We start from the raw sequence: 23,830 nt of genomic DNA, 5'->3' as shown, positions 1-23,830 counted from the left end.
CGGTGGGCAACTTTGTCATGCAAACGTCATAAAACTGACATAAGATGCCCGGTTATTCTATGGCGCAAGCCTGCTTATATCAGCGACAGCGAGAGACATGGCACAGACTACGGTAAACCAACATCCCCGGGATCGGCTGCGTGCGCGCATCGACCGTAGCGTGCAGGCGGCCGTGACCGTCAGCGGGCTGCTGGTGCTGATGACGTTAATGCTGATCTTCGTTTACCTGCTGTTTGCGGTGCTGCCACTGTTTAAACCGGCGACCATAGGGCAGGCAAAGCCGCTACCGATTAGCGCCACAGCGCCTGCGCTGGCGCTGGGCATGGATGTGCAGCAGCGTATCGGCTATCGCATTGACACGCAGGGGCTGGGGCAGTTTTACCGGCTGACGCCGCAGGACTCCGCCGGGGCCGGCTCTCCGCTGACGCAGCAGTCATTGCTGGCCAAACCGACGTTGCTGACCCAGGCGGCCGGGGAACGTGACCTGTTTGCCTTGGCGCAGGCCGATGGTCGCTTTATTGTTGCCAGTGCGGATTTTGCCGCCGCGAGCACCTCTGCACCCCAGTGGCTGTTCCCACTGGGGCAACGCCCATTGGCGCTGGATAAACAGGGGCGCCCCCTGGCGTTGTTGGCTCTGTCCGAAGCGCGGCACGGCCAGTATTTGCTGGCCGGGGTTACCGAAGACCAACGTTTGGTGTTTGGCCGTTTTGGCAGCGACCAGGCGCCGCAGCTGAGTGAAAGCCCGCTGGAGAGCGCGGTGCAACAGTTGGTGCTGACGCCGGACGGCCGTCAATTGTATCTGCTGTCGGGTAATCGACTGGCGCGTTATCAAATTAACGACACCCAGTTACAGCTTAAAGAAACTCGCATCCTCGGCGATCGCACTCCCTATCAACTGACGGCCTTGCCCGGTGGCAGTGCGTTATTGATCGAAGCGGCTGACGCTAGCTTGCGTGAATGGTTTGATGTTGAAAAAGGGCAGCGCTGGCAACTGACGCCGGTGCAGCATTTTGACCACCAGTCCGAGCCACGGGATTTGCTGGTGGCCGAGCCTTATCGTCGGGTGTTCGCTACCCTGAGGCCCGACGGTGGTTTCTCGCTGTTCTCCAGCATTCAGCCGCAGCCGTTGCTGAATGGCAGGTTGAGCACCGGGGTGCAACAGATGGCGTTTGCTCCACGGGGTGACGGCCTGCTGCTGGAAACGACGCAGGGCTGGCAGCATTATCCGATTGAGAACCCTTATCCCGACGTCACCTGGCGCTCGCTGTGGCACAAGGTGTGGTATGAGAATTACCCCGAACCGGCCTATGTGTGGCAATCCACCTCCGGGGAGGACAGCTATCAGGCCAAGTTCAGCCTGATGCCGGTCATTTTTGGAACCTTTAAGGCGGCGGCTTACGCCATGCTGTTTGCCATTCCACTGGCATTGGCCGGGGCTATTTATACCGCCTATTTCATGTCGGCCGGACTGCGACGGGTGATCAAGCCGGCGATCGAGGTGATGGGCGCACTGCCAACGGTGGTGATTGGGCTGGTGGCCGGTATCTGGTTGGCGCCGGTGATTGAACATTATCTGTTTGCGGTGCTGTCACTGCCGCTGTTGTTGGCGGCGGTGGTGCTGGCCTGCGGCGCTCTGGTGAACAAGCTGGCACCGCGCCGCTTGCCGCCGGGCATGGATCTGCTGGTCCTGCTGCCGCTGATAATACTGACCGTCTGGCTGGCGTTCAGCGTGGGGCCGTGGCTGGAGGTAAAACTGTTTGGCGAGCCGCTGCATTTTTGGCTGGGTGATGATTACGACCAGCGCAATGCACTGGTGGTGGGTGTGGCAATGGGCTTCGCACTGGTACCTATCATCTTCTCACTGGCGGAAGACGCCTTGTTCAGCGTACCGGCTACCCTGAGCCAGGGATCGCTGGCGTTGGGTGCGACCCAATGGCAAACCGTGATGCGAGTGGTGTTGCCTTCAGCCAGCGCCGGTATTTTTTCGGCGCTGATGATAGGCTTTGGCCGTGCTGTAGGTGAAACCATGATTGTGCTGATGGCGACCGGCAATACGCCAGTGATCGACGGTAGCCTGTTCCAGGGCTTGCGCGCCCTGGCGGCCAATATCGCTATCGAAATGCCGGAGGCGGTGGCCGACAGCAGTCATTACCGGGTCCTGTTCCTGACCGCACTGGTGCTGTTTATTTTCACCTTTGTCTTCAACACGCTGGCGGAGGCTATCCGTCTGCGCCTGCGTGAACGCTATACCCTGAATCAGGAGGCGCCATGAGGCTTTGGGCCAAGAGCGGCTCGCCGTGGATCTGGCTGACAGCCGGATCGGTGGCCGTCAGCCTGCTGGCGTTGATCGGCATTATGCTGCTGCTGGCCGGGCAGGGGATGCGCTATTTCTGGCCCAGCCCGGTCTACCAGTTTGAACTCAATCAGAGCGGCGCAGGATCGGTGATCATGATTGGCGAACTGTACCAACAGCAGAGTATTCCGCGCCGTCAATTGCAGGAGTCCGGGGTTGCCTTGCCGCCAGGAGATGCGCAGAGTTTTGAACGCTATCTGATCAAAGTGGGTAATCGTGACAGCGAAGGGCAGGACTTCCGCACGCTGCTGGCCGGTGACATTCTGAGCCAAAGCACGCCGCGCAATTTGCTGGTACTGGAACGCAACAGCAATGGCACCGCTTATGGTTATCTGGCGGGCATGCTGGAGGACGGCCAGCCGTTGACCGGGCGTAATCTCAGCCAGGCGCTGTTGCAGCGTTTGCCGCAAATTGCCGCGCTTTCACGTCAGGCGCATGATATTCAGTTCCGTGATATGGCGCGTATCAATCAACGGTTTGATGCGTTGCGGCTGCGGGAGAAAAGCCTGCTGCATGACGATAAGCTCGACGCCCGTGCGCAGGCGTCCATCAACGCTGAGAGACTGGAGCTGCAACGTCAGTATCGGTTGTTGTCTGACCGACTGGAAGGTTTGAACCGCGATCGTCACCGTGATGCGCTGCTGCTGCGTGATATGCACGGCCAGGTTCATACTATTGCGCTCAGCCAGGTGCGCGATGCCTGGTATCCCAATGCGATGAATACCACGCAGAAGCTGGTGCACTGGGGCGAGCAGGTAAAGAAATTCCTTAGTGACAGCCCACGCGAGGCCAATACCGAAGGCGGCGTATTCCCGGCCATTTTTGGCACGGTGCTGATGGTGATCCTGATGTCGATTGTGGTGATGCCGTTCGGCGTCATTGCCGCGGTTTATCTGCACGAGTACGCCGGTAATAATTTGCTTACACGGCTGATCCGTATTGCGGTGGTGAATCTGGCTGGCGTACCCTCGATTGTCTACGGGGTGTTTGGTCTGGGCTTCTTTGTTTATATGATTGGCGGCACGCTCGATCAGCTGTTCTTCCCGGAAGCGCTGCCCAACCCGACCTTTGGCACGCCGGGCGTGTTGTGGGCGGCATTGACGCTGGCGCTATTGACGTTGCCGGTGGTGATTGTCGCCACCGAAGAGGGATTGTCGCGTATTCCAGCCTCTCTGCGTCAGGGGTCGTTGGCTTTGGGGGCCAGTCGGGCGGAAACGCTGTGGCGCATTGTTTTACCCATGGCAGCACCCGCGATGATGACGGGGTTGATCCTTGCGGTAGCGCGCGCCGCCGGGGAAACCGCGCCGTTGATGCTGGTGGGCGTGGTGAAATCCGTGCCGGTGCTGCCGGTGGATGATATTTTCCCGTATCTGCATCTGGAGCGGAAGTTTATGCACCTGAGCTTCCAGATTTACGATATGGCCTTCCAGAGTCCGAGCGTAGAAGCCGCACGGCCGCTGGTGTTTGCCACCGCCTTCCTGTTAGTGGCGATTGTGGTGGGGTTGAATCTGGCGGCGATGGGCATCCGACATTCGCTAAGGGAGCGGTACAAAGCATGGTCGCAGTAACAATGAAGCTATTGCTGGAGAGTGCCCAATGGGTTTGATGACGCCAGGCAGTTTGCCCCGGCTGGATGTCCAGCATCTTGGTGATGAAGATACCGCGTTGTCGGTAAAGGATCTCAAGCTGTTTTATGGTGAGAAGCAGGTACTGCACGATATTTCACTGCGTATCCCGAAACATCGGGTGACTGCACTGATCGGCCCATCCGGCTGTGGTAAATCGACGCTGTTGCGATGTTTCAACCGCATGAATGATTTGGTGGACAACTGCCGGATTGAAGGCGAATTACAACTTAACGGCCAGGGCATCTCCGGGACGCAGATCGACGTTGCGGCGCTAAGGCGGCGGGTCGGCATGGTGTTCCAGCGGCCAAATCCCTTCCCAAAATCGATTTATGAAAACGTGGTTTACGGCCTGCGACTGCAGGGCGTACGCGATCGACGCATCCTTGATGAAGCGGTGGAACGTTCGCTGCGTGCCGCAGCGCTGTGGCACGAGGTAAAAGACCGGCTGCGCGAGAACGCGTTTCGCCTTTCCAGCGGCCAACAGCAGAGGTTGGTGATTGCGCGGGCAATCGCTATCGAACCGGAAGTGCTGCTGCTCGATGAACCGACCTCGGCGCTGGATCCTATCTCCACGCTAACCATTGAAGAGCTGATTTCCGCGCTGAAACAGCACTACAGCGTGGTGCTGGTGACCCACAACATGCAACAGGCGGCGCGAGTATCCGATTACACGGCGTTTATTCACCAGGGCCGATTGGTGGAATACAACGATACCGACGACATTTTCACCTCGCCGCGCCAGCGCCGTACCGAGGATTACATTACCGGGCGCTATGGTTAAGGGCGTTAGCGCTTTCTGTCGGTGAAATAGCCTCCAGGCCTTCATTCAGTTAAAAACCCGCTTTCGCGGGTTTTTTGCTTACTTCACCAGCGGCTTATCGCTGGCAGCGGTTTTGAACTTGGCCATGTACTGTGGCTGGAAAATACACATGCGCAGTACGGTGCGGTATTCGCCATTAACGAAAAATTCGTCAATCAGCTCACCTTCTACCTCGAAGCCCAGCTTGCTATAAATGTGGATCGCCTTCGGATTTTCTTTGTCGACGATCAGGTACAGCTTGTACAGGTTCAGCACCGAGAAACCGTAATCCATCGCCAGCTTGGCGGCGATAGTGGCGTAACCTTTACCCTGATGAGTCGGATCAATAATGATCTGGAATTCTGCGCGGCGGTGGATGTGGTCGATCTCCACCAGTTCCACCAGCCCGACTTTGGCGCCCTGGTGTTCGATAATAAAGCGGCGTTCGCTCTGGTCGTGGATGTGCTTGTCGTACAGGTCGGAAAGCTCAACAAAGGCTTCGTAAGGTTCTTCGAACCAATAGCGCATCACGCTGGCGTTGTTGTCCATCTGGTGGACGAACGTCAAATCATCCCGTTCCAGTGGGCGTAGCTTGACGTTGGTAGGGCTGGACATGGGGGTTCCTTATGTCGTGGAGGGTACCAATGATAATACTGCACAATACATTATGGTCAGGATGAAGGCCTGAGTCGCGTATTTTTTCGTAAACAAAGCCGTTATACTGCCTGAAATATAGACAACTCAGAGAGGACGTATTCCATGGCGATAAAACCTCCACTTTCTACCTTGCCGGTGCTGGGTTCGGCCGAACAAACAGAGAGCTACGATCGGTGGTATCGGGCCAAGGTTGAATCAGCCATTAACAGTGAGCAGCCAAGAATTCCGCACGAACAGGTGATGACTGAACTGCAAGCTCGTTTAGCAGCAAAGAAAAAATTGCGCAAAATGGGATGATCAATGCGGATAGAATGGAGCAGTGAAGCTCAGGAAGAGCTATGGAGCATTATTGATTATATTGATGACAGAAATCCGCGGGCTGCGCGAAAATTGCAGCACGAAATCGAAGCGGTGGTACTTTCTCTGCCGTTAAACCCCTTAATGCATCGTTTGGGTAGGGTAGATAATACGCGTGAAATTGTCGTCCATCCCAACTACCTGATTGTATATAGAATCATCGGGCATATAGAAGTTCTTAGTGTTATTCACGCCAAGCGGGAATATCCGTGAATAAAAAACCCCGGCTGAAAGCCAGGGTTTGAAGAAACTCAAGATGCATTTTAGTCCGCCGCATGCCCTTGTTCGGGCAGGCGCTTGTCATCGAGCCAGGCCGCGTCATCACGCATCGCCAACCGACCTTCGACAAACCAGTTCACCACCAGCGGGTAAATCAGGTGTTCCTGTGTTTGCACTCGTTCGACTACCTCATCCTCCTCGTCACCGGGGAAGATCGGCACCTTGGCTTGCAAAATGACCGGGCCGCCGTCGAGCTGTTCGGTCACGAAGTGCACCGAGGTGCCGTGTTCGCTGTCACCGTTGTCGATGGCTTGCCGGTGGGTGTGCAACCCAGGGTATTTTGGTAGCAGGGAAGGGTGAATGTTCAGCATGCGTCCGGCAAAGTGCTGCACGAACTGCGGGCTGAGAATGCGCATATAACCCGCCAGCACCACCAAGTCCGGTTGATACTGGTCAATGGCCTCTGCCAGTGCGACGTCAAACGCCGCACGGTCGGCATAGGCCTTGGCATCCAGCGCATGGGCGGCAATGTCTGCCGCTTGCGCACGTTGCAGGCCATAAGCCTGCGCCCGGTTGCTGAATACCGCCACAATTTCGGCGGCAATCCGGCCCTGCTGGCAGGCATCAATCAGCGCCTGGAGATTACTCCCCTGGCCGGAGACCAACACCACGATCTTTTTCATCAGTTGATGACCACTTGTTGTTCGTCAGAAGAGGCGGTCAGTTTACCGATCTTCCACGCTTTTTCACCGGCTGCGGTCAACAATGCGATGGCGGATTCAACCGATTCTTCCGGCAGTGCGATCACCATGCCCACGCCACAGTTAAAGGTGCGGTACATTTCGTGACGGCTGACGTTACCGGTTTGCTGCAGCCAGTTGAAGACGGCTGGCCACTGCCAGCTGGATTCGTCGATCACCGCCTGCATGCCTTCCGGCAGTACGCGTGGGATGTTTTCCCAGAAGCCGCCGCCGGTCAGGTGAGCGATAGCGTGCACGTCGATCTTCTCGATCAGCTCCAGGACGGATTTCACATAAATTTTGGTCGGTGCCAGCAGATGATCAGCCAGTGGTTGGCCTTCCAGAACGGTAGTGGTTGGATCGGTGTTGCTGACTTCCAGGATTTTGCGCACCAGCGAGTAGCCGTTGGAATGCGGGCCGGAAGCGCCGAGGGCGATCAGGGCATCGCCGGACTGAACCTTGCTGCCGTCGATGATTTCGGATTTCTCGACCACGCCGACGCAAAAGCCGGCCACATCGTAATCTTCGCCATGATACATGCCCGGCATTTCGGCGGTTTCACCGCCGACCAGCGCACAACCGGACTGCTTGCAGCCCTCGGCGATACCGGTGATCACGCTGGCCGCGGTGTCCACGTCCAGTTTACCGGTCGCGAAGTAATCCAGGAAGAACAGCGGCTCAGCGCCCTGTACCACCAAGTCGTTCACACACATTGCAACCAGATCGATGCCGATGGTGTCGTGTCGTTTCAGGTCCATCGCCAGACGCAGCTTGGTGCCTACGCCGTCGGTACCGGAAACCAGTATCGGCTCGCGGTATTTCTGCGGCAACGCACACAGGGCGCCAAAACCGCCCAGACCACCCATCACTTCAGGGCGGCGGGTCTGTTTAACTACACCTTTGATGCGGTCTACCAATGCATTGCCAGCATCGATATCGACACCTGCGTCTTTATAGCTGAGAGAGGTTTTGTCGGTCACTGCGCGATCCCCACGACGGTTTGCGGTTTGAAAACTGTGCATCCGGCATTGTTTCCGGACTAAGGCGCGGCAATTCTAACAGCGCAGGCAAACGTTTGCGAGTGGCTTGTGAACCAGCTCCGCTTTTTCGTCATCTATACTGTTATTCAATCTTTTGTTGATCCCGATCGGGCTATTGTGGGTGGCGCAGTCGGCAAAAGGAGGTATAATCCGGCGATTTTTTTGGCCGTCAACCACCTTAATAGGAGAAAAATGATGAAGATCGTTGAGGTGAAACACCCGCTGGTGAAACACAAGCTTGGTCTGATGCGTGAAAATGACATCAGCACCAAACGCTTCCGTGAGCTGGCTTCGGAAGTGGGTAGTTTGCTGACCTATGAAGCGACCGCCGATCTGGAAACAGAGAAAGTGACCATCGATGGCTGGTGTGGTCCGGTTGAAATTGACCAGATTAAAGGGAAAAAAATTACCGTCGTACCCATCCTGCGTGCCGGTCTGGGCATGATGGAAGGGGTATTGGAAAACGTCCCTAGCGCGCGCATCAGCGTGGTTGGCGTTTACCGTGACGAAGAAACCCTGGAGCCGGTACCTTATTTCCAAAAGCTGGTTTCCAACATCGAAGAGCGTCTGGCGCTGGTGGTTGACCCGATGCTGGCGACCGGTGGCTCGATGATCGCCACTATCGATCTGCTGAAGAAAGCCGGCTGCAACAGCATCAAGGTGCTGGTACTGGTCGCAGCACCGGAAGGTATTGCTGCGCTGGAGAAAGCGCACCCGGACGTCGAACTCTACACCGCTTCTATCGATCAATGCCTGAATGACAAGGGTTACATCGTGCCGGGCCTGGGTGATGCAGGCGATAAGATATTTGGTACCAAATAAAAGTGAGCCGACGATGAGTCGGCTTTTTTATGCTCTTCGTCTTTCAAGCCACGGCGTTGTTAGTTTGCCGCCTGGCAGCAATTTGAAATCCATCGGGTAAAAATTATTAGAGGATAACCCCATGACACGTCGCGTCATCGGCGTCAGTGAACGCCCGCCGCTACTGCAGACCATTCCGCTCAGCTTCCAGCATCTGTTCGCCATGTTTGGCGCTACCGTGCTGGTGCCTATCCTGTTCAAGATCAACCCGGCGACGGTGTTGCTGTTTAACGGCATCGGCACGCTGCTGTACCTGTTTATCTGCAAGGGCAAGATCCCCGCCTATCTCGGTTCCAGCTTTGCCTTTATTTCCCCGGTATTGTTGCTGCTGCCTTTGGGTTATGAAGTGGCGTTGGGTGGTTTCATCATGTGTGGGGTGCTGTTCTGCCTGGTGGGGCTGCTGGTCAAAAAGGCCGGTACCGGCTGGCTGGACGTGATATTCCCACCGGCGGCGATGGGGGCTATTGTTGCGGTTATAGGTCTGGAACTGGCGGGTGTAGCGGCCAATATGGCCGGCCTGTTGCCAGCCGATGGCGTCAGTGCGGATACCACGACCGTAACCATTTCGCTGGTGACGCTGGGCGTGACGATCCTCGGCTCGGTGCTGTTCCGTGGTTTTCTGGCGATTATCCCGATCCTGATTGGCGTGCTGGTCGGCTATGCGCTGTCGTTCTTTATGGGCGTGGTGGATTTAACCCCGATCCGTGAAGCACATTGGTTTGCACTGCCGACTTTCTACACGCCACGTTTTGAATGGTTTGCCATCTTTACCATCCTGCCCGCGGCGCTGGTGGTGATCGCCGAGCACGTCGGTCATCTGGTGGTGACGGCCAATATCGTGAAAAAAGACCTGCTGCGTGACCCTGGTTTGCACCGTTCCATGTTTGCCAACGGCATCTCGACGGTGATCTCCGGCTTCTTCGGATCAACGCCCAACACCACTTACGGTGAGAATATCGGCGTGATGGCCATCACCAAGGTTTACAGCACCTGGGTGATCGGCGGTGCGGCGGTTCTGGCGATCCTGCTTTCTTGCGTTGGTAAGTTGGCGGCGGCCATTCAGGCGGTGCCGGTGCCGGTAATGGGCGGCGTATCCCTGCTGTTGTACGGGGTAATCGGCGCGTCCGGTATTCGCGTGTTGATTGAATCCAAGGTGGATTACAACAAGGCACAGAACCTGATCCTGACGTCGGTGATCCTGATTATCGGCGTCAGCGGTGCCAAGGTGCATATCGGTGCCGCCGAGCTGAAAGGCATGGCGTTGGCGACCATTGTTGGCATCGGTCTCAGCCTGCTGTTTAAGGTAATCAGCCTGTACCGCAAGGAAGAGGTTGTGATCGAAGAGCCGGATGAACCCGCCGAACAGAAAAAATGAATAAAAAACGGGCAGCCCATGAGCTGCCCGTTTTAGTCATGTGCCAGGAATTAGCTGCGGATTTTACGGTAAACAAACAGCACCACGATGGCCCCGATAACGGCCACCACGAAACTGCCGAAGTTGAAACCGTCCACTCTGCCGTAGCCAAAGAAGGTGCTGATATAACCCCCTACCACAGCACCGACAATACCCAACACGACGGTCAGGATAAAACCGCCCCCGTCTTTTCCTGGCATGATCCACTTGGCTAAAATACCGGCGATCAGGCCGAAGATAATCCAGGAAATAATTCCCATTGGCTGCTCCTTTGTTGGCTATTTACTGATTACTGTTGCTTTGCCGGCTGGGTATTGTTGGTCCCTGCAGCATCGGCATCGTTTTTTAATTCTTCCGCTTTATTTTCGGCGCTGTTTTTAATCGCTTCGGTTTTCGCTTTGGCTTGTTCACTCAGATCGTTGGCACCATTAATGGCGTCGTTCTTAATGGCTTTGGCCTGATCGACCAACTGCTGGCTTTGTTTGCTGGCGTCGTCCTTGATGGCATCGGCCTTGGCTTTGGCATCATTGGTGATGGCATCCGCCTGCTTGCTGGCATCGTCTTTAATCGCCGAGGCCTTGTCTTTAAGCTGGTCAGCCTGAGTGGTGGCCTCTTTCTTGATGTCCTTGGCTACGGCTGCGGCTTTATCGGTCAGATCGTCCGCTTTTTTCTGGGCGGCGTCTTTCATTTGCTCTGCGCTGTCTTTGGCTTTTTCAAGATTGGCGTCGACCTTGGATGAGTCATCACAGCCGGCAAGCACTAGCCCAATGAGTGAGGCCAAAAGCACTTTATTCCATACTTTCATCGTCTATATCCTTGTAGAAACCTTGTTGATGGTAACTGCGTTTCCGCCTTTCTATACTAGGATAAGTCTTGGATAAAATACAAATTTCACCCACTCTGTCCGGGCGGCATTTGGCTTTCCCAGGCACCTTTGTTCACTATTGCGGCATAAAATCCTGCCGGTTCAACAGCGCCCATGTTCTGTGGTAGACTGAGCGCGTTTTCCTGCCAGTTTTGGTTGAGGTGCTTTTCTGAATACGCCGGCACAGCTTTCACTGCCACTTTATCTTCCCGATGATGAAACTTTTGCCAGTTTTTATCCGGGGGAGAACCCATCCCTATTGAGCGCGATCCAGTCTGCCGTTCGTCAGGAACATGGCAGCTATATTTATTTCTGGTCACGCGAGGGCGGTGGGCGCAGCCACCTGTTGCATGCGTCCTGCGCGGAGCTCTCGCTGCGCGGCGAGGCCGTAGGCTATGTGCCGCTGGATAAGCGAGCCTATTTCGTGCCTGAAGTATTGGATGGCATGGAGCAATTGGCGCTGGTGTGTATCGATAATATCGAATGCATTGCCGGTGACGAAGAATGGGAAATGGCCATCTTCAATCTCTACAACCGCATTCTGGAAACCGGCCGTACGCGCCTGTTTATTACCGGCGATCGCCCGCCACGCCAATTGAATCTCCATTTGCCCGATCTGGCTTCACGCCTGGACTGGGGGCAAATTTATAAGTTACAGCCGCTGTCGGATGAAGAGAAATTGCTGGCGTTGCAACTACGCGGCAAGCTGCGCGGTTTTGAATTGCCGGAAGACGTGGGGCGTTTCCTGCTCAAACGCCTGGATCGTGAAATGCGCACGCTGTTTATGACGTTGGATCAACTCGATCATGCCTCCATCACTGCCCAGCGCAAGCTGACCATCCCGTTTGTGAAAGAGATCCTGGGGCTGTAACCAGGCTTAATTTTTGCCGTGTTCCAGTAAGCTGACGTAGCTTTCGATCTGGCTGCGTTGTTTGCTGGCTCGGAGCTGCAACGCCAGATTGATATTCTCCAGACATTGCGCGTTATCCGCCAGTTCTTGCCCCAATTTACCCTTGTTTGCCAGCCAGGCAGCAACACTGCGCCAGTTCCATAATGGGGAGGCCCCTTTGAGTCTTTGGATAGGAGAGGGAAAATCGCCAGAACCGCGAGTGCCGTCTTTCAGCATAGCGATAGCCTGCCGGGACATGCCGGTGAGCTGCGCAATGTCGCTTAGTCCTACCAGATATGAATCGACCGACATTGCCTGGGCACCGATGCCGGCGGATTCGATATCCTTAATGGCACTGAGAATGGCGTGGGTGAAGCTGTCGCTTTCCCGATCGAACTCTATGTAGACCGATTTACCATAAAAACAAATCAACCCGTCGTCACAACCACTGGCATATAGAGCATCTTCTAAACCAGAGGTTTCTGAGGTGACACCGGCGAGCGTCAATGAGAAATTAAAAAGTGTCATCGTGAACCTCTTTTATCCTTATTGGACAGAGCCAGGCATTGATCGACTTTACGGCGTATCTGTTTGGCATGTTGCTCCGGATTTTTTGGAGTAGACCAGATACTCATCATATGTTCTCTATGGTTGGGAAGAGCGCAATGGAGGCGACCAAACGCGTGTCCATTGCTGGCGTGAAATAACCAACCTCGTGAAATTGCATAGGCTAATGCTGCCTGAATATGTTTGTTAGGATGGTTTTTCATCACCCACCGATAGATGTTATTGAGGGTGTTGACGTATGTCAACGGTGGTTGTGCATTAAAACAACACACCAGAGTGATGATATCAGCCAGAGTGAGACGGGATAATGAAAAGTATTTATATAACAATCAATTAAAAATAGCCCTGATAAGGGCTATTTTCATAATCGAGGTCAATAGGGGCGGATACCAGTTTACAGAATCTCCAGCACCTGCTCAGGCGGTCGGCCGATACGCGCCTTGTTGCCGTTAACCACAATAGGGCGTTCGATCAGCTTCGGATTCGCCACCATCGCCGCTAACAACTGGGCTTCGCTCAGGCTTTCATCCGCCAGTTTCAATTCCTTGTACAGATCTTCTTTCTTGCGCATCAGTTCGCGTGCCGAGCTAAAACCCAGTTCCTTCAACAGTTTTTTCAACTGCTCCACCGACGGTGGCGTCTCCAGGTACAGCACCACTTCAGGGGTTACGCCATGCTGTTCCAGCAGCGCCAGGGTTTCGCGGCTCTTGGAGCAGCGCGGGTTGTGGTAAATAGTGACGTTTTTCAATTAACTCATCCTTTTCAAAATCAGCTGCGCTGGTACTGGCGGAAACGCTCCTGCAACTGGCGCAATTGGTCGATGCGCGCATCATAGCGCGCCTGTTTCAGACTGCCGAGTTTTTGCAATGAGCTGGCATTGCTGAGCAGGCCGATGGCCTGATCGAGACGGCCGGTTAACGCCAGGCTTTCAGCGCGGGCGGAAAGTTCTTCATCGCGCAACCCCTGCGCGGCGCTGGCCTGGGCCAGCAGATCCCAGGCATTGGGATCGTCAGGGTGGGCGAAGGTATAACGGTTAAGAATTTTGGATGCCTGAGCCGGCTGGTTGCCTTCAACATAGGCGTTAGCCAGGTTGAGCTGCAGCACCGGATTGTTGCTTTGGGCCGCATTGGCGGCCTGCAGGCGGGCGATGGCCTGCGGCGCACGTTTTTGGCCGAGGTCGATGTCGGTCATCAGGTCGAGCAGCCAGACGTTTTTTGGATCTTGCGTCAGCAGTGGCTGAATGATGTTACGGGCGTCGTCATATTTCTTCGCCTCATAGAACAAAATGGCGCGGCCATACTTGGCAGCGGTCTGTTCACGGATATTGCCTTTGCTGTAGGTATCAAGCAGTTCTTCGCGCAGCCCGTAACCTTCGGAACTGTACATCCCCAAAGAACGCACTTTGGCCATCAGGTAATCCTGGGTGGACTGCACCAGATGCTTGGGCATCTGGTTGGCGCGGTTGCGTGCGTCAGACAGGCGGCTGTCAGGCAATGGGTGGGTCAACAGCATTTCCGGTGGTTTTGACGCGTAGCGCGACTGGTCAGACAGTTTCTGCAAGAAGTCAGGCATGGCTTCCGGATCAAATCCGGCACGTTGCAATACCTGAATGCCGATGCGGTCGGCTTCCTGTTCGTTTGACTGGGTAAAGCTGATCATGCCCTGCTGGGTACCGGCCAGGGTACCGCTGAGCGCCGCCATGCCCATTGTAGGGTTAGCCATCGCCAGCAGGATTGAACCGAGGGCGCCGACCCAGGTCAGCGGGGCATTGCGTTGCTGGTCTTCCATCGCTCGTGCCAGGTGCCGTTGGGTCACGTGCGAGATTTCATGCGCCAGCACCGAAGCCAGTTGGCTTTCGTTGTCGGTTTCGCGGAACAGGGCAGAGTGCAACACTACGTTGCCACCGAAAAAGGCGAAGGCGTTGATTTCGTCGTTACGCACCAGATAGAAATGGAATGGCGTACGCACCGAATAGGCGCTTGCTACCAGCCGGTTGCCCAACTGGTTAATATATTGAGTCAGCAACGGGTCATTGATCAGCGGTGCGCTGGCGCGAAGCTGACGCACGTAGAAATCGCCCATCGCCATTTCCTGGCCAATGCTTAGGGTACCGCCCGCAGAGGTGCCCATATCCGGCAGTTGATCCTGGGTTTCCGCCAGCACCGGCGCCGTGGCGTTGAGCGTGCCAAGCAACAGTACTGCAATCGCTGTTTTGGTCAACCGGGTGGTCATAGTCTGGCTTTTCCCTTAAATAGTCATTTCTAAGACGTCAGCATCACCTAAGAGTTCTTGTTCCCTGCCGGACTCGCCAAAACAATCAGTGCGAAAGCGTGTTAGCTCACAAAAATGCACGCGTTGCGGCGGCCTGTTGGCAGTTAACATCATAGTCAGCCGGATGCGACAATGAAACTTCTGTTCGGCAATATTCGGCCAGAAATGCTTTATTTTTCATTTCTCAATATTGCCATTCGGGTCGCCAGATAAAAACACAGACAATGTTTGTCTGTGTTTTTATTGACAGGATAAACGTGGACTAATATAGTCTGTGTTATTGAATTCATAGGTGCACCTCAAACCCAATATGGCTTACATCACTACCAGCGTTGAATACGGCATCCACTGCCTGCTTTGGTTAGTCGGCGATAATCAGCGTGCTCTCAGCAGTCGTGAACTTGCCGAACTGCAGGGGATCTCACCGAGTTTCCTGGCCAAAATTTTCCCCAAGCTGGAGAAAGCGGGGATCGTCGCTGCGAGCGAAGGCGTGCGCGGTGGCTATCGGCTGGCCCGCCCGGCTGATGAGATCACTTTCCTGGAGGTCATTGATGCCATTGAAGGGCACAAGCCGTTGTTCGATTGCCAGGAGGTGCGTGGCCGTTGCGCGGTGTTTGACGACAGCCCACCCGACTGGGCGGTGTCCGGCAAGTGTGCGATCCATGCGGTGATGTTGCAGGCCGAAAAGGCCATGCGTGATGCACTGGCGGTACAAACTCTGGGGGCAGTCGCCACGCGTTTCGGGCGCAAGGCGCCAGAGGGATTCTTTGGTGAGGTCAACCTGTGGATGGATGAACGGATGAGCGAGCGTACCACCCGCAGCGGCAAACCGGCCCGCACCAAGCCTAAATAACGTCTCAGCAATTTCTCTTATTCTTTTTTTCCCGCCTGTGTGCCACAGGCGGTAGCCCTTCTGCACCCTTTTGACAGGTGGCGGGACGGCGCCACTCGCCTGGAAAATAGTACGGGCATCTGATTAAACCTGTAGGAAGGAGTTATTCCATGACGCAAAAAATAGTGATCGCCGGTTCTGGTTTTGCGGGTTTTTGGGCTGCAGTTTCTGCCATGCGAGCGATAGCGCTGGCTGGTAAGGAAGGGGAGATCGACGTCACGATGGTTTCGCCGACACCGAATGTCACCATTCGCCCAAGGTTGTATGAAGCCGTGCTGGAGAACATGAGCCCGGATATCTCGGCACAGCTTGCCGCTATTGGCGTTCGCCATTTGGCCGGTTTGGTTGAGCAGATAGACAGCGAAAACCAGACGCTGGGGGTAACCCGTGCCGAGGGGCAAAAGATCCGGTTGGATTATGACCGCCTGGTGCTGGCGACCGGTAGCCAGCTTGCTGTTCCACCGGTTGCCGGTTTCGCCGAGCACGGGTTCAATGTGGATACGCTGCAAAGCGCGCAAAGACTGGATGCTCATTTGAAGGCCTTGGCGGCACAACCGGAAACGCCGGCGCGTAACACCGTGGTGGTGGTTGGCGGTGGACTCACCGGGCTGGAAAGCGCATCCGAAATGCCAATGCGCCTGCGTACAATTTTGGGCAGTGAAGCTGATATCCGCGTGGTGATTGTCGATACTGCGGCAGAAGTGGGGGCGGGTATGGGGGCTGAACCTGGCATTGTGATCCGCCAAGCGTTGGAAGAATGCGGTGTGGAATCACGGGCCGGGATGCGCGTTACGGCGATCGATGCCGACAGCGTTACTTTGTCGAGCGGTGAGCGTATTGCAGCCAACACGGTGATATTGGCTGCCGGTGTACGGGCAAATCCGTTGGTCGAGCACATTCCGGGCGAGCGTGACGGCTCCGGACGCATTGTCGGCGACGCCTTCCTGCATGCGCCGGCGGCGGCTGGCGTTTTCGTTACCGGAGATACGGTCAAGGCGGCGAGCGACGCATTGGGCAACCATAATCTGATGACCTGCCAGCATGCGATGAGCCTGGGGCGCGTCGCCGGGCACAATGCCGCAGCGGAACTGGTGGGGTTGCCGCTGCACCCTTACAGTCAACCCAAATACGTGACCTGCCTCGATCTCGGTGCCTGGGGTGCGCTCTACACTGAAGGTTGGGATCGCCAGGTGCGCTTTACACGCGCAGAGGGCAAAAAGATCAAACAGGAAATCAACACCCAGTGGATCTACCCACCGGCAGCAGATCGCGATGCGTTGTTTGCCGTCGCCAATCCAGACTTTGTGATTGTGCCTTAAGGCTTAAGTGTCCAACGGGAGCGGAAACGCTCCCGTTGTTATTTTCCCAAGGGTAAAAAAGAGCGCTCAGGCACCACGGTTTTCATTACCAGTGTGGAACTGAGGCGCTGAACGCCGGGCAGGGCGGAGAGCTTCTCGTCATACAGCTGCTGGAAAGCGGGCAGATCGCGGGAGATCACATGCAGCAGGTAATCGGGATCACCGAACAGCCTTTGCGCCTGCACCACCTGAGGAATATCGATCATCGCATCCTCAAAGGCGGCGACGGCGTGGCGATCGCCTTCTCTCATGGTGACGAAAACCAATGCGGAAAAGTTAAACCCCAGGCTGGTGGGTTCGAGCTGGGCGCGATAGCCCCTGATCACCCCTGATTCTTCCAGAGCCTTCACCCGGCGGTGGCAGGGCGAAACGCTAAGCCCGACACGTTCGGCCAGTTCGGTGACAGAAAGTCGCCCATCCGTTTGTAGTTCAGCAAGAATTTTGCGGTCTATCTTATCCATTTGGAATAATTTCCCCGAATTTGTAGTTTTCAGGCAAGTAATTGGCAGCACATTTTAACGGCCTAAAGATATTCTTTCCAATAATTAAGTGGCCGTGGCCGATCGCAATTAACGCGGTTTGCAGGCCCTGTGATGAGGAAAGTCAGGTGAAAATACGTATAACAGAGCAACCTCGGCAGTGGAGCAATCTGCCATGACGCCGGCCATTTTTGCGGCCTTCTGGGCCGTCTCGATTCTGTTTGTCATCACGCCGGGTATGGATTGGGCATACGTGATATCGGCAGGCATACGCGGCAGGGTGGTAGTACCGGCAGTCACCGGATTATTGTTGGGGCATCTGCTGGCCATTGTGATTGTGGCGGCCGGTGTCGGCGTATTGGTTGCCGGTAACCCGCTGATCCTGACGGTGCTCACCGTCGTGGGGGCAGCCTACCTGCTGTGGATAGGTATCAATTTGCTGTTGAATCCACCGGTCCCCAATTCCGCTGAAAAACAGAGTTCAGATTCATGGATGCGCTGGGCGGGTAAAGGAGTTTGCATCAGTGGCATGAATCCAAAGGTCTTTCTGTTATTTCTGGCCCTGTTGCCGCAATTCACCGATCCACATGCCGTTTGGTCGATTCCGACGCAGATCCTGGCACTCGGCCTGCTGCATCTGGTCAGTTGTGGGCTGGTTTATCTGCTGGTGGGTTATGGCTCGCAGTCAGTATTGCAGACGCGCCCGCAGGCGGCGCGGGTGGTCAGCCGCATCTCCGGTATCGCGATGACCCTCATCGCCGTTGTCCTGTTAGCTGAGCAGGCGCTTAAATGAGGGCGAATATTTAGAACGATTCGACAGTGATAGCTGGATGGCAAATGGCCGGCATGGTACAACGATACGCTTGAACCCCGGTTCGTACCGGGGGAGCAATAAGTTAAAAAATATCCCACCACAGGAACCGCAATGCCTGCCAGTCAAACCTCTAGGAGCACTCTCTGATGCTGGAGATGTTATTACAGTGGTACCGTCGTCGTTTTACCGATCCGCAGGCCATCGCGCTGTTGGTGATCCTGGTTGCCGGCTTCCTCATCCTCTATTTTCTGCATGGCATTCTGACCCCGCTGCTGGTGGCGATAGTGCTGGCGTACCTGCTGGAGTGGCCGACCGCGCGCCTGCAGCGTATCGGTTGCTCGCGTAACTGGGCGGCGAGCATGGTGATGATCATGTTTGCCGGCATCGCGATGCTGCTGGTGTTTGTGGTGGCGCCAACCGCCTGGCAGCAGGGCATCAACCTGATGACCGATCTGCCGGGTATGCTCAATCAGTTCTATAACTTTGCCGCAACGCTGCCGAAGCGTTATCCGGCGCTGGTGGATGCCGGCATCATCGATATGATGGCGGAAAACCTGCGTGGACGCCTGTCGGGCATGGGCGAGTCGGTAGTGAAATTCTCACTGGCCTCCCTGGTCGGGCTGCTGACCCTGGCGATTTACCTGATCCTGGTGCCGATGATGATGTTCTTCCTGCTGAAGGACAAAGAGCAGATGCTCAACGCGGTGCGCCGGGTGTTGCCGCGTAATCGCGGGCTGGCCGGGCAGGTGTGGATCGAGATGAATCAGCAAATCACCAACTATATTCGCGGCAAGGTGCTGGAGATGGTGATCGTCGGCGTAGCGACCTATCTGGTGTTCGTTGTGCTGGATATGCGTTATTCGCTGCTGCTGGCGGTGCTGGTCGGTGTCTCGGTGCTGATCCCCTATATCGGTGCGGTGCTGGTGACCATTCCGGTGGTGGTAGTGGCGATGTTCCAATGGGGTGTCGGTGCCGATTTCTGGACGCTGATCGTCGCCTATCTGGTGGTGCAGGGGCTGGATGGGAATCTGCTGGTGCCGATTCTGTTCTCTGAGGCGGTTAACCTGCATCCGCTGGTGATTATTCTGTCGGTGATCATTTTCGGCGGATTGTGGGGTTTCTGGGGCGTGTTCTTCGCTATCCCGCTGGCGACCTTGGTAAAGGCGGTGATCCACGCCTGGCCGGACGAACTGCGAGTGGAAACGGAAGCGGAATAAGCGGGAAAACCGAAGCGCAGCAGGCCGCTGCGCTTCGGTTCAATTATTGCTGCAGATAGCTCAGAACGATGTCGTGATGATTGGTGGTCTTGAAATCATCAAACACTTTTTCAACCTTGCCTTTGCCGTCGAGCAGGAAGCTGATGCGGTGAATACCATCATAGGTTTTGCCCATAAAGGTTTTCTCACCCCAAACGCCGAACTGCTGTGCTACCTGGTGATCCTCATCAGATAACAAGGTGAAGTTTAACAACTCTTTCTCGGCAAAACGCGACAGCTTCTCTGGTTTATCCGAGCTGATGCCCAGAACTTCGACACCTGCTTTTTTCAGTTCATCCATGTTATCCCGCAAACCGCAGGCCTGTACGGTACAGCCCGGCGTCATCGCCTTGGGATAAAAATAAACCAGTACTCGTTGTCCCTGGAAGTCGGCCAGATTAATTTCCTCACCGTCCTGGTCAGGCAAACTAAAGTTTGGCGCTGTGTCACCGGCTTTCAATGGGGTCATCACTACTCTCCATCTTTCTCATCATGCTGTGGATAGTTCACAACGCTAATACTGCCTTGTGCTTTCAGTTCTGTACATAGGCGATGAAAGGCTTGCTCAATATTTGATGCATCGGCGTTGCCAGGGCTGTGTGCAGTAATCTGGATATGAAGCTGGGGCGGCAGGTCGCTTTCTGCCGGTTGGGTGCGCGACACCAGTTCGGCAATGTTCATCTGGCTGGAGTGGAACAGATCGGTAAAACGCTCAATGATATGTGGCGAGTCTTTCACCTCAACCTGCACCCACACCGTGGCCGGCATCGGCGGCCTTTCGTGCGAGTTGGTGCGCTTCATCACAATCAGCAGTTCCAGCTCCGCCCCTTTTTGCGGCAGGGTAGATTCAATCAGGGTAATGGCGTTCCAACTGCCGGAAAGCAGCATGATGAACGTGAACTCCTCACCCAGCATGGCCAGACGGCTATCTTCGATATTGCATCCGCAACTGCTGACGTGGCGGGTGATGGCATTGACGATCCCGGGGCGGTCGGTACCGAGCGCGGTAATCACGAGATAGTGTTCATCTGGCTTAGGCAAAATGGAGCTTCCTGTCGTGCACAATGGGGTTACCATGGTAAACATAAAAAAAACCGCCTGCCAAGCGCTTACAACACCGTTGTTTGCTTGCTTTTGGATAGGCAGCAAAAGTACCATGAGTGACTTGTTTGTGGAGGGGACGGCCAATGTTTACGGGAAGTATAGTTGCACTGGTTACGCCGATGGACGACACAGGTGCTGTCGATCGCGCGAGCCTAAAAAAATTGATTGATTATCATGTAGCCAGTGGAACTGCGGCCATCGTTTCCGTAGGGACTACCGGCGAGTCTGCAACGCTTGCCCATGACGAGCACGTTGACGTGGTATTGCAGACGCTGGAACTGGCTGCAGGCCGTATTCCGGTGATTGCCGGTACCGGTGCCAACGCCACCGCCGAAGCCATTTCGCTGACCCAGCGCTTCGAAAATAGCGGCGTAGTGGGTTGCCTGACGGTCACGCCTTACTACAATAAACCGACTCAGGAAGGGCTGTATCAGCACTTCAAGGCCATCGCCGAAAGCACCGCACTGCCACAAATCCTCTATAACGTGCCTTCTCGCACCGGGTGTGACATGCTGCCGCCGACGATTGCGCGCTTGGCAAAAATCAAGAATATTGTTGCTGTTAAAGAGGCAACAGGGAACTTAAGTCGTGTAAGTCAGATCCAAGTGCTGGTTGATGATGAAGATTTCATTTTGCTGAGCGGCGATGACGCCAGCGGACTGGATTTCATGCAACTGGGTGGCAAGGGCGTGATTTCCGTGACGGCCAACGTGGCAGCACGTGAAATGGCGCAACTTTGCGCGCTGGCAGCACAGGGCAACTTTGCTGAGGCACGCCGCTTAAATCAACGCTTGATGCCGTTGCATCAGGATTTGTTTGTAGAAGCAAACCCAATCCCGGTGAAATGGGCCTGTAAGGCATTGGGATTGATGGCAACCGATACGATGCGTCTGCCTATGACGCCGTTGACCGACGCTGCCCGTCCGATCGTTGAACGCGCGTTGAAAAGCGCCGGTTTGCTGTAACTCTAAGGGAAATTTGATGGTTTATTCATTGCAAAAGTCGACGGTAGCAAAAGTCGTGGGTATTTCGCTGGTTATGATGCTGGTCGGTTGTACCACCGACCAACGCTACAAACGCCAGGTTAGCGGCGATGAGTCTTACCTCGACGCGTCGGTGCTCAAGCCACTGAACGCACCTGCAGGTATGATCCTGCCGGTGCAGAGCGGTAATTATGATGTTCCGGCTACCACGCTGAAAGGCGGCGTCGGCAAGCAACTGGATATTCGTCCGCCGGTACAGCCACTGGCATTGCTGAGCGGCTCACGCGCGCAATATGCCGGCGACAGCGGTACGTTGCTGCTTGAAAACAGCCCGCAGAACCAGAACCTGTGGTCACGCGTTACCGGTATGCTGCAAGCGAAAAACATTGCGATCGCCTCACGTCAGGACGCTACTCAGACCCTGACCACCGACTGGGTGAAGTGGAACCGTCTGGATGAAGACAACCAGTACGAAGGCCGCTACCAGATCAGCGTACAGCAGCAGGGTTACCAGCAGGCGCTGGTCGTGAAAACCGTCGGCCTGCAGCAGCAGGGCAAAACCGAGCAGGTGACCGACCCGTCCGAAGTGCAGCGCTACAACGGCATGATGATGAACACCATCGTCGAAGGCCTGGACAAGCAGGACAACCTGGCGAGCAACCAGTCGGCCAACCGTTTCGGTGCGCTGGACGTGCAGAGCAGCGCGGATGATACCGGTCTGCCAATGTTGGTCGTGCGTGGCCCGTACACCGTGGTGTGGGATCGCCTGCCGCCGGCATTGGAAAAACTGGGGATGAAAGTGGGTGACCGCAGCCGTCCGCAGGGTACCGTTGCCGTGACCTACAAAGCCCCGAGCAGCAGTGACTGGGATGCGTTGGGCGTCAAGGATCCTGAACTGAAAGAAGGCGATTACAAACTGCAGGTGGGTGACTTGAACAACCGTACCAGCCTGCAATTTATCGATCCTAAAGGGAAGCCATTGACCCAGTCGCAAAACGACGGCTTGGTTGCGGCATTCCAGTCAGCATTCAGTAAAACCAGCGTTAAATAATCGAAAAGGGGCTACGGCCCCTTTTTTCTTTGTTCAATACGGTATCGTTTGCGTCGCGGATTTGGCACAATACACTCATGTGTGTTGTTAAAGAATTAATCGTATAAATTTCATACCCAATAGATTTCAAGCGACAGCTAGGCGGCAAGTGCGTGAATCTTCAGGAGCTTACTTTAGTAAGTGACTGGAGTGAGGGCACGCAGCCAACAACGCTGTCGTTTGAAAGATGAAGGGTATTCTTTTATTGGAGTAAGTCAGATGCAAAAAATAGCTGAGCTGTATCGCGGAAAGGCAAAAACCGTCTACACCACTGAAAATCCTGATCTGCTGGTGTTGGAATTCCGCAATGATACGTCAGCACTGGATGGTCAGCGCATTGAGCAGTTTGATCGCAAAGGCATGGTAAACAACAAGTTCAACCATTTCATCATGAGTAAACTCGAAGAAGCCGGCATCCCGACGCAAATGGAACGCCTGCTGTCCGACAACGAAGTGCTGGTGAAGAAGTTGGACATGGTGCCGGTAGAGTGTGTGATCCGCAACCGCGCCGCCGGTTCACTGGTGAAACGTTTGGGCATTGAAGAAGGCTTGGTACTGAACCCACCGCTGTTTGACCTGTTCCTGAAAAACGATGAAATGCACGATCCCATGGTCAACGAATCCTACTGCGAAACCTTTGGTTGGGTGAGCAAAGAGCATCTGGCACGCATGCGTGAGCTGAGCTACCAGGCCAACGACGTGTTGAGCAAGCTGTTTGACGACGCAGGCCTGATCCTGGTCGACTTCAAGCTGGAGTTTGGCTTGTTCAACGGCGAAGTGGTGCTGGGCGATGAGTTCTCGCCGGATGGTAGCCGCCTGTGGGACAAAAACACCCTGGACAAGATGGACAAAGACCGCTTCCGCCAGAGCCTGGGTGGCCTGATTGAAGCCTACGAAGAAGTGGCTCGCCGCATCGGCGTCAAACTCGACTAAGCGTTTTCTCGCTATACGGGGTCTCACCGGCCCCGTCATTATCCTTGCTTTCCCCGCCTTCTATTCCCGTTTGCCTGCATTTCCAGAAAAATTCTACATTTCCTTTGCCGCTGAGCATTTATAATGATCAACGTAACATGACAAAAACCTAATCTGGAGTTTATGACCTGCTCCCAGTTGATTAGTACACCCCGATGTTAGTAATGTCTTCATAAGCCACATGAGGACATCCCCATGAAGAAGCGTTTTTCCGACCAACAG

At 55.1% G+C, this 23,830-nt stretch carries 27 protein-coding genes; 15 read left to right on the top strand and 12 right to left on the bottom strand.

From position 1 onward, the window contains the following. Window positions 1–97 precede the first annotated feature (97 nt). From OCH02_RS14700 to pstB, 3 genes are read left to right on the top strand one after another with little or no spacing between them, the layout of a single operon-like run. Window positions 98–2,272, top strand: coding sequence for an ABC transporter permease subunit (locus tag OCH02_RS14700; protein ID WP_261431859.1), 2,175 nt, complete (start codon window positions 98–100; stop codon window positions 2,270–2,272). Beyond that, window positions 2,269–3,921 carry a phosphate ABC transporter permease PstA gene (gene pstA / locus OCH02_RS14695; protein ID WP_261431858.1) on the top strand — a complete coding sequence of 551 codons (1,653 nt, stop codon included), beginning with the start codon at window positions 2,269–2,271 and terminating at the stop codon, window positions 3,919–3,921. The genes OCH02_RS14700 and pstA overlap by 4 nt, the downstream gene beginning before the upstream one ends. A 28-nt stretch (window positions 3,922–3,949) precedes the next feature. After that, window positions 3,950–4,762 carry a phosphate ABC transporter ATP-binding protein PstB gene (gene pstB / locus OCH02_RS14690; RefSeq protein ID WP_261431857.1) on the top strand — a complete coding sequence of 271 codons (813 nt, stop codon included), beginning with the start codon at window positions 3,950–3,952 and terminating at the stop codon, window positions 4,760–4,762. A gap of 78 nt (window positions 4,763–4,840) precedes the next feature. Here the strand turns inward: pstB and speG are convergent, their stop codons facing one another. Continuing rightward, window positions 4,841–5,395, bottom strand: a complete 555-nt coding sequence (gene speG / locus OCH02_RS14685) for a spermidine N1-acetyltransferase (protein WP_012146239.1) — start codon at window positions 5,393–5,395, stop codon at window positions 4,841–4,843. Window positions 5,396–5,539: 144 nt separating this feature from the next. On the opposite strand from speG, the gene OCH02_RS14680 reads away from it, so the two are divergent. Then, a complete protein-coding gene (locus OCH02_RS14680; RefSeq protein ID WP_012146238.1) occupies window positions 5,540–5,734 on the top strand; it encodes a hypothetical protein in 195 nt (64 codons plus the stop codon). Window positions 5,735–5,737: 3 nt separating this feature from the next. Further along, entirely contained in the window at window positions 5,738–6,007 is a 270-nt protein-coding gene (locus OCH02_RS14675) for a type II toxin-antitoxin system RelE/ParE family toxin (protein WP_112362990.1), read from the top strand. Window positions 6,008–6,057: 50 nt separating this feature from the next. Here the strand turns inward: OCH02_RS14675 and purN are convergent, their stop codons facing one another. Both purN and purM read right to left on the bottom strand, forming a co-directional pair. After that, window positions 6,058–6,696, bottom strand: a complete 639-nt coding sequence (gene purN, locus OCH02_RS14670) for a phosphoribosylglycinamide formyltransferase (RefSeq protein WP_261131476.1) — start codon at window positions 6,694–6,696, stop codon at window positions 6,058–6,060. Beyond that, the gene (gene purM / locus OCH02_RS14665; protein WP_115184932.1) at window positions 6,696–7,733 is read right to left on the bottom strand and encodes a phosphoribosylformylglycinamidine cyclo-ligase; all 1,038 of its coding nucleotides are present in this window, start codon (window positions 7,731–7,733) and stop codon (window positions 6,696–6,698) included. The genes purN and purM overlap by 1 nt, the downstream gene beginning before the upstream one ends. A 255-nt stretch (window positions 7,734–7,988) precedes the next feature. On the opposite strand from purM, the gene upp reads away from it, so the two are divergent. Continuing rightward, the gene (upp, locus tag OCH02_RS14660; RefSeq protein ID WP_017893631.1) at window positions 7,989–8,615 is read left to right on the top strand and encodes a uracil phosphoribosyltransferase; all 627 of its coding nucleotides are present in this window, start codon (window positions 7,989–7,991) and stop codon (window positions 8,613–8,615) included. Window positions 8,616–8,736: 121 nt separating this feature from the next. Beyond that, window positions 8,737–10,029, top strand: a complete 1,293-nt coding sequence (gene uraA / locus OCH02_RS14655) for a uracil permease (RefSeq protein WP_261431856.1) — start codon at window positions 8,737–8,739, stop codon at window positions 10,027–10,029. 50 nt (window positions 10,030–10,079) lie between these two features. On the opposite strand, the gene OCH02_RS14650 is transcribed toward uraA, so the two are convergent. Both OCH02_RS14650 and OCH02_RS14645 read right to left on the bottom strand, forming a co-directional pair. Beyond that, window positions 10,080–10,328 carry a GlsB/YeaQ/YmgE family stress response membrane protein gene (locus OCH02_RS14650; RefSeq protein ID WP_002487967.1) on the bottom strand — a complete coding sequence of 83 codons (249 nt, stop codon included), beginning with the start codon at window positions 10,326–10,328 and terminating at the stop codon, window positions 10,080–10,082. Window positions 10,329–10,357: 29 nt separating this feature from the next. Continuing rightward, window positions 10,358–10,873, bottom strand: a complete 516-nt coding sequence (locus OCH02_RS14645; protein WP_261431855.1) for an E3 ubiquitin--protein ligase — start codon at window positions 10,871–10,873, stop codon at window positions 10,358–10,360. A 229-nt stretch (window positions 10,874–11,102) separates the two neighbouring features. On the opposite strand from OCH02_RS14645, the gene hda reads away from it, so the two are divergent. Further along, window positions 11,103–11,804: a DnaA inactivator Hda gene (gene hda / locus OCH02_RS14640; protein WP_026142482.1), complete on the top strand. Its 702-nt coding sequence runs from the start codon at window positions 11,103–11,105 to the stop codon at window positions 11,802–11,804. Window positions 11,805–11,810: 6 nt separating this feature from the next. Here the strand turns inward: hda and OCH02_RS14635 are convergent, their stop codons facing one another. The 4 genes from OCH02_RS14635 to OCH02_RS14620 all read right to left on the bottom strand — a co-directional run bounded on the left by OCH02_RS14635 (window position 11,811) and on the right by OCH02_RS14620 (window position 14,621). Continuing rightward, the gene (locus OCH02_RS14635) at window positions 11,811–12,350 is read right to left on the bottom strand and encodes a helix-turn-helix transcriptional regulator (protein WP_261431854.1); all 540 of its coding nucleotides are present in this window, start codon (window positions 12,348–12,350) and stop codon (window positions 11,811–11,813) included. Continuing rightward, complete coding sequence (locus OCH02_RS14630) at window positions 12,347–12,592, bottom strand: hypothetical protein (RefSeq protein WP_261153128.1); 246 nt, start codon at window positions 12,590–12,592, stop codon at window positions 12,347–12,349. Before OCH02_RS14630 ends, OCH02_RS14635 begins: the two co-directional genes overlap by 4 nt. Before the next feature lie 191 nt (window positions 12,593–12,783). After that, entirely contained in the window at window positions 12,784–13,137 is a 354-nt protein-coding gene (gene arsC, locus OCH02_RS14625; protein WP_261431853.1) for an arsenate reductase (glutaredoxin), read from the bottom strand. A gap of 20 nt (window positions 13,138–13,157) precedes the next feature. Beyond that, complete coding sequence (locus OCH02_RS14620) at window positions 13,158–14,621, bottom strand: tetratricopeptide repeat protein (RefSeq protein WP_261431852.1); 1,464 nt, start codon at window positions 14,619–14,621, stop codon at window positions 13,158–13,160. Window positions 14,622–14,970: 349 nt separating this feature from the next. Between OCH02_RS14620 and OCH02_RS14615 the strand changes: the two genes are divergently transcribed. Together OCH02_RS14615 and OCH02_RS14610 are read left to right on the top strand one after the other, a co-directional pair. Next, window positions 14,971–15,513, top strand: coding sequence for an RrF2 family transcriptional regulator (locus tag OCH02_RS14615; protein WP_261153126.1), 543 nt, complete (start codon window positions 14,971–14,973; stop codon window positions 15,511–15,513). 149 nt (window positions 15,514–15,662) lie between these two features. Next, window positions 15,663–16,871, top strand: coding sequence for an NAD(P)/FAD-dependent oxidoreductase (locus OCH02_RS14610; protein WP_261431850.1), 1,209 nt, complete (start codon window positions 15,663–15,665; stop codon window positions 16,869–16,871). A gap of 38 nt (window positions 16,872–16,909) precedes the next feature. Here the strand turns inward: OCH02_RS14610 and OCH02_RS14605 are convergent, their stop codons facing one another. Beyond that, window positions 16,910–17,371 carry an Lrp/AsnC family transcriptional regulator gene (locus OCH02_RS14605; RefSeq protein WP_174355002.1) on the bottom strand — a complete coding sequence of 154 codons (462 nt, stop codon included), beginning with the start codon at window positions 17,369–17,371 and terminating at the stop codon, window positions 16,910–16,912. 193 nt (window positions 17,372–17,564) lie between these two features. On the opposite strand from OCH02_RS14605, the gene OCH02_RS14600 reads away from it, so the two are divergent. Continuing rightward, complete coding sequence (locus tag OCH02_RS14600; RefSeq protein WP_261431849.1) at window positions 17,565–18,182, top strand: LysE family translocator; 618 nt, start codon at window positions 17,565–17,567, stop codon at window positions 18,180–18,182. Between the two features lie 167 nt (window positions 18,183–18,349). Then, entirely contained in the window at window positions 18,350–19,420 is a 1,071-nt protein-coding gene (locus tag OCH02_RS14595) for an AI-2E family transporter (RefSeq protein ID WP_261431848.1), read from the top strand. 43 nt (window positions 19,421–19,463) lie between these two features. Here OCH02_RS14595 and bcp read toward each other — a convergent pair whose 3' ends face one another. Continuing rightward, window positions 19,464–19,928, bottom strand: a complete 465-nt coding sequence (bcp, locus tag OCH02_RS14590) for a thioredoxin-dependent thiol peroxidase (protein WP_261431847.1) — start codon at window positions 19,926–19,928, stop codon at window positions 19,464–19,466. A 2-nt stretch (window positions 19,929–19,930) separates the two neighbouring features. Continuing rightward, window positions 19,931–20,536, bottom strand: coding sequence for a glycine cleavage system transcriptional repressor (locus OCH02_RS14585; protein ID WP_206194290.1), 606 nt, complete (start codon window positions 20,534–20,536; stop codon window positions 19,931–19,933). Between the two features lie 110 nt (window positions 20,537–20,646). Between OCH02_RS14585 and dapA the strand changes: the two genes are divergently transcribed. From dapA to purC, 3 genes are all read left to right on the top strand, one after another. Continuing rightward, window positions 20,647–21,528, top strand: a complete 882-nt coding sequence (gene dapA, locus OCH02_RS14580; RefSeq protein ID WP_135317522.1) for a 4-hydroxy-tetrahydrodipicolinate synthase — start codon at window positions 20,647–20,649, stop codon at window positions 21,526–21,528. Window positions 21,529–21,544: 16 nt separating this feature from the next. Beyond that, window positions 21,545–22,597, top strand: a complete 1,053-nt coding sequence (gene bamC, locus OCH02_RS14575; protein ID WP_261431846.1) for an outer membrane protein assembly factor BamC — start codon at window positions 21,545–21,547, stop codon at window positions 22,595–22,597. Window positions 22,598–22,855: 258 nt separating this feature from the next. Next, a complete protein-coding gene (gene purC / locus OCH02_RS14570; RefSeq protein ID WP_261431845.1) occupies window positions 22,856–23,569 on the top strand; it encodes a phosphoribosylaminoimidazolesuccinocarboxamide synthase in 714 nt (237 codons plus the stop codon). Window positions 23,570–23,830 lie beyond the last annotated feature (261 nt).

The organism is Serratia quinivorans (assembly GCF_946227985.1).
Lineage (GTDB): Bacteria > Pseudomonadota > Gammaproteobacteria > Enterobacterales > Enterobacteriaceae > Serratia > Serratia quinivorans_A.
The sequence above is the reverse complement of the archived record's forward strand: the minus strand, read 5'-3'. Positions and strand labels throughout refer to the sequence as shown.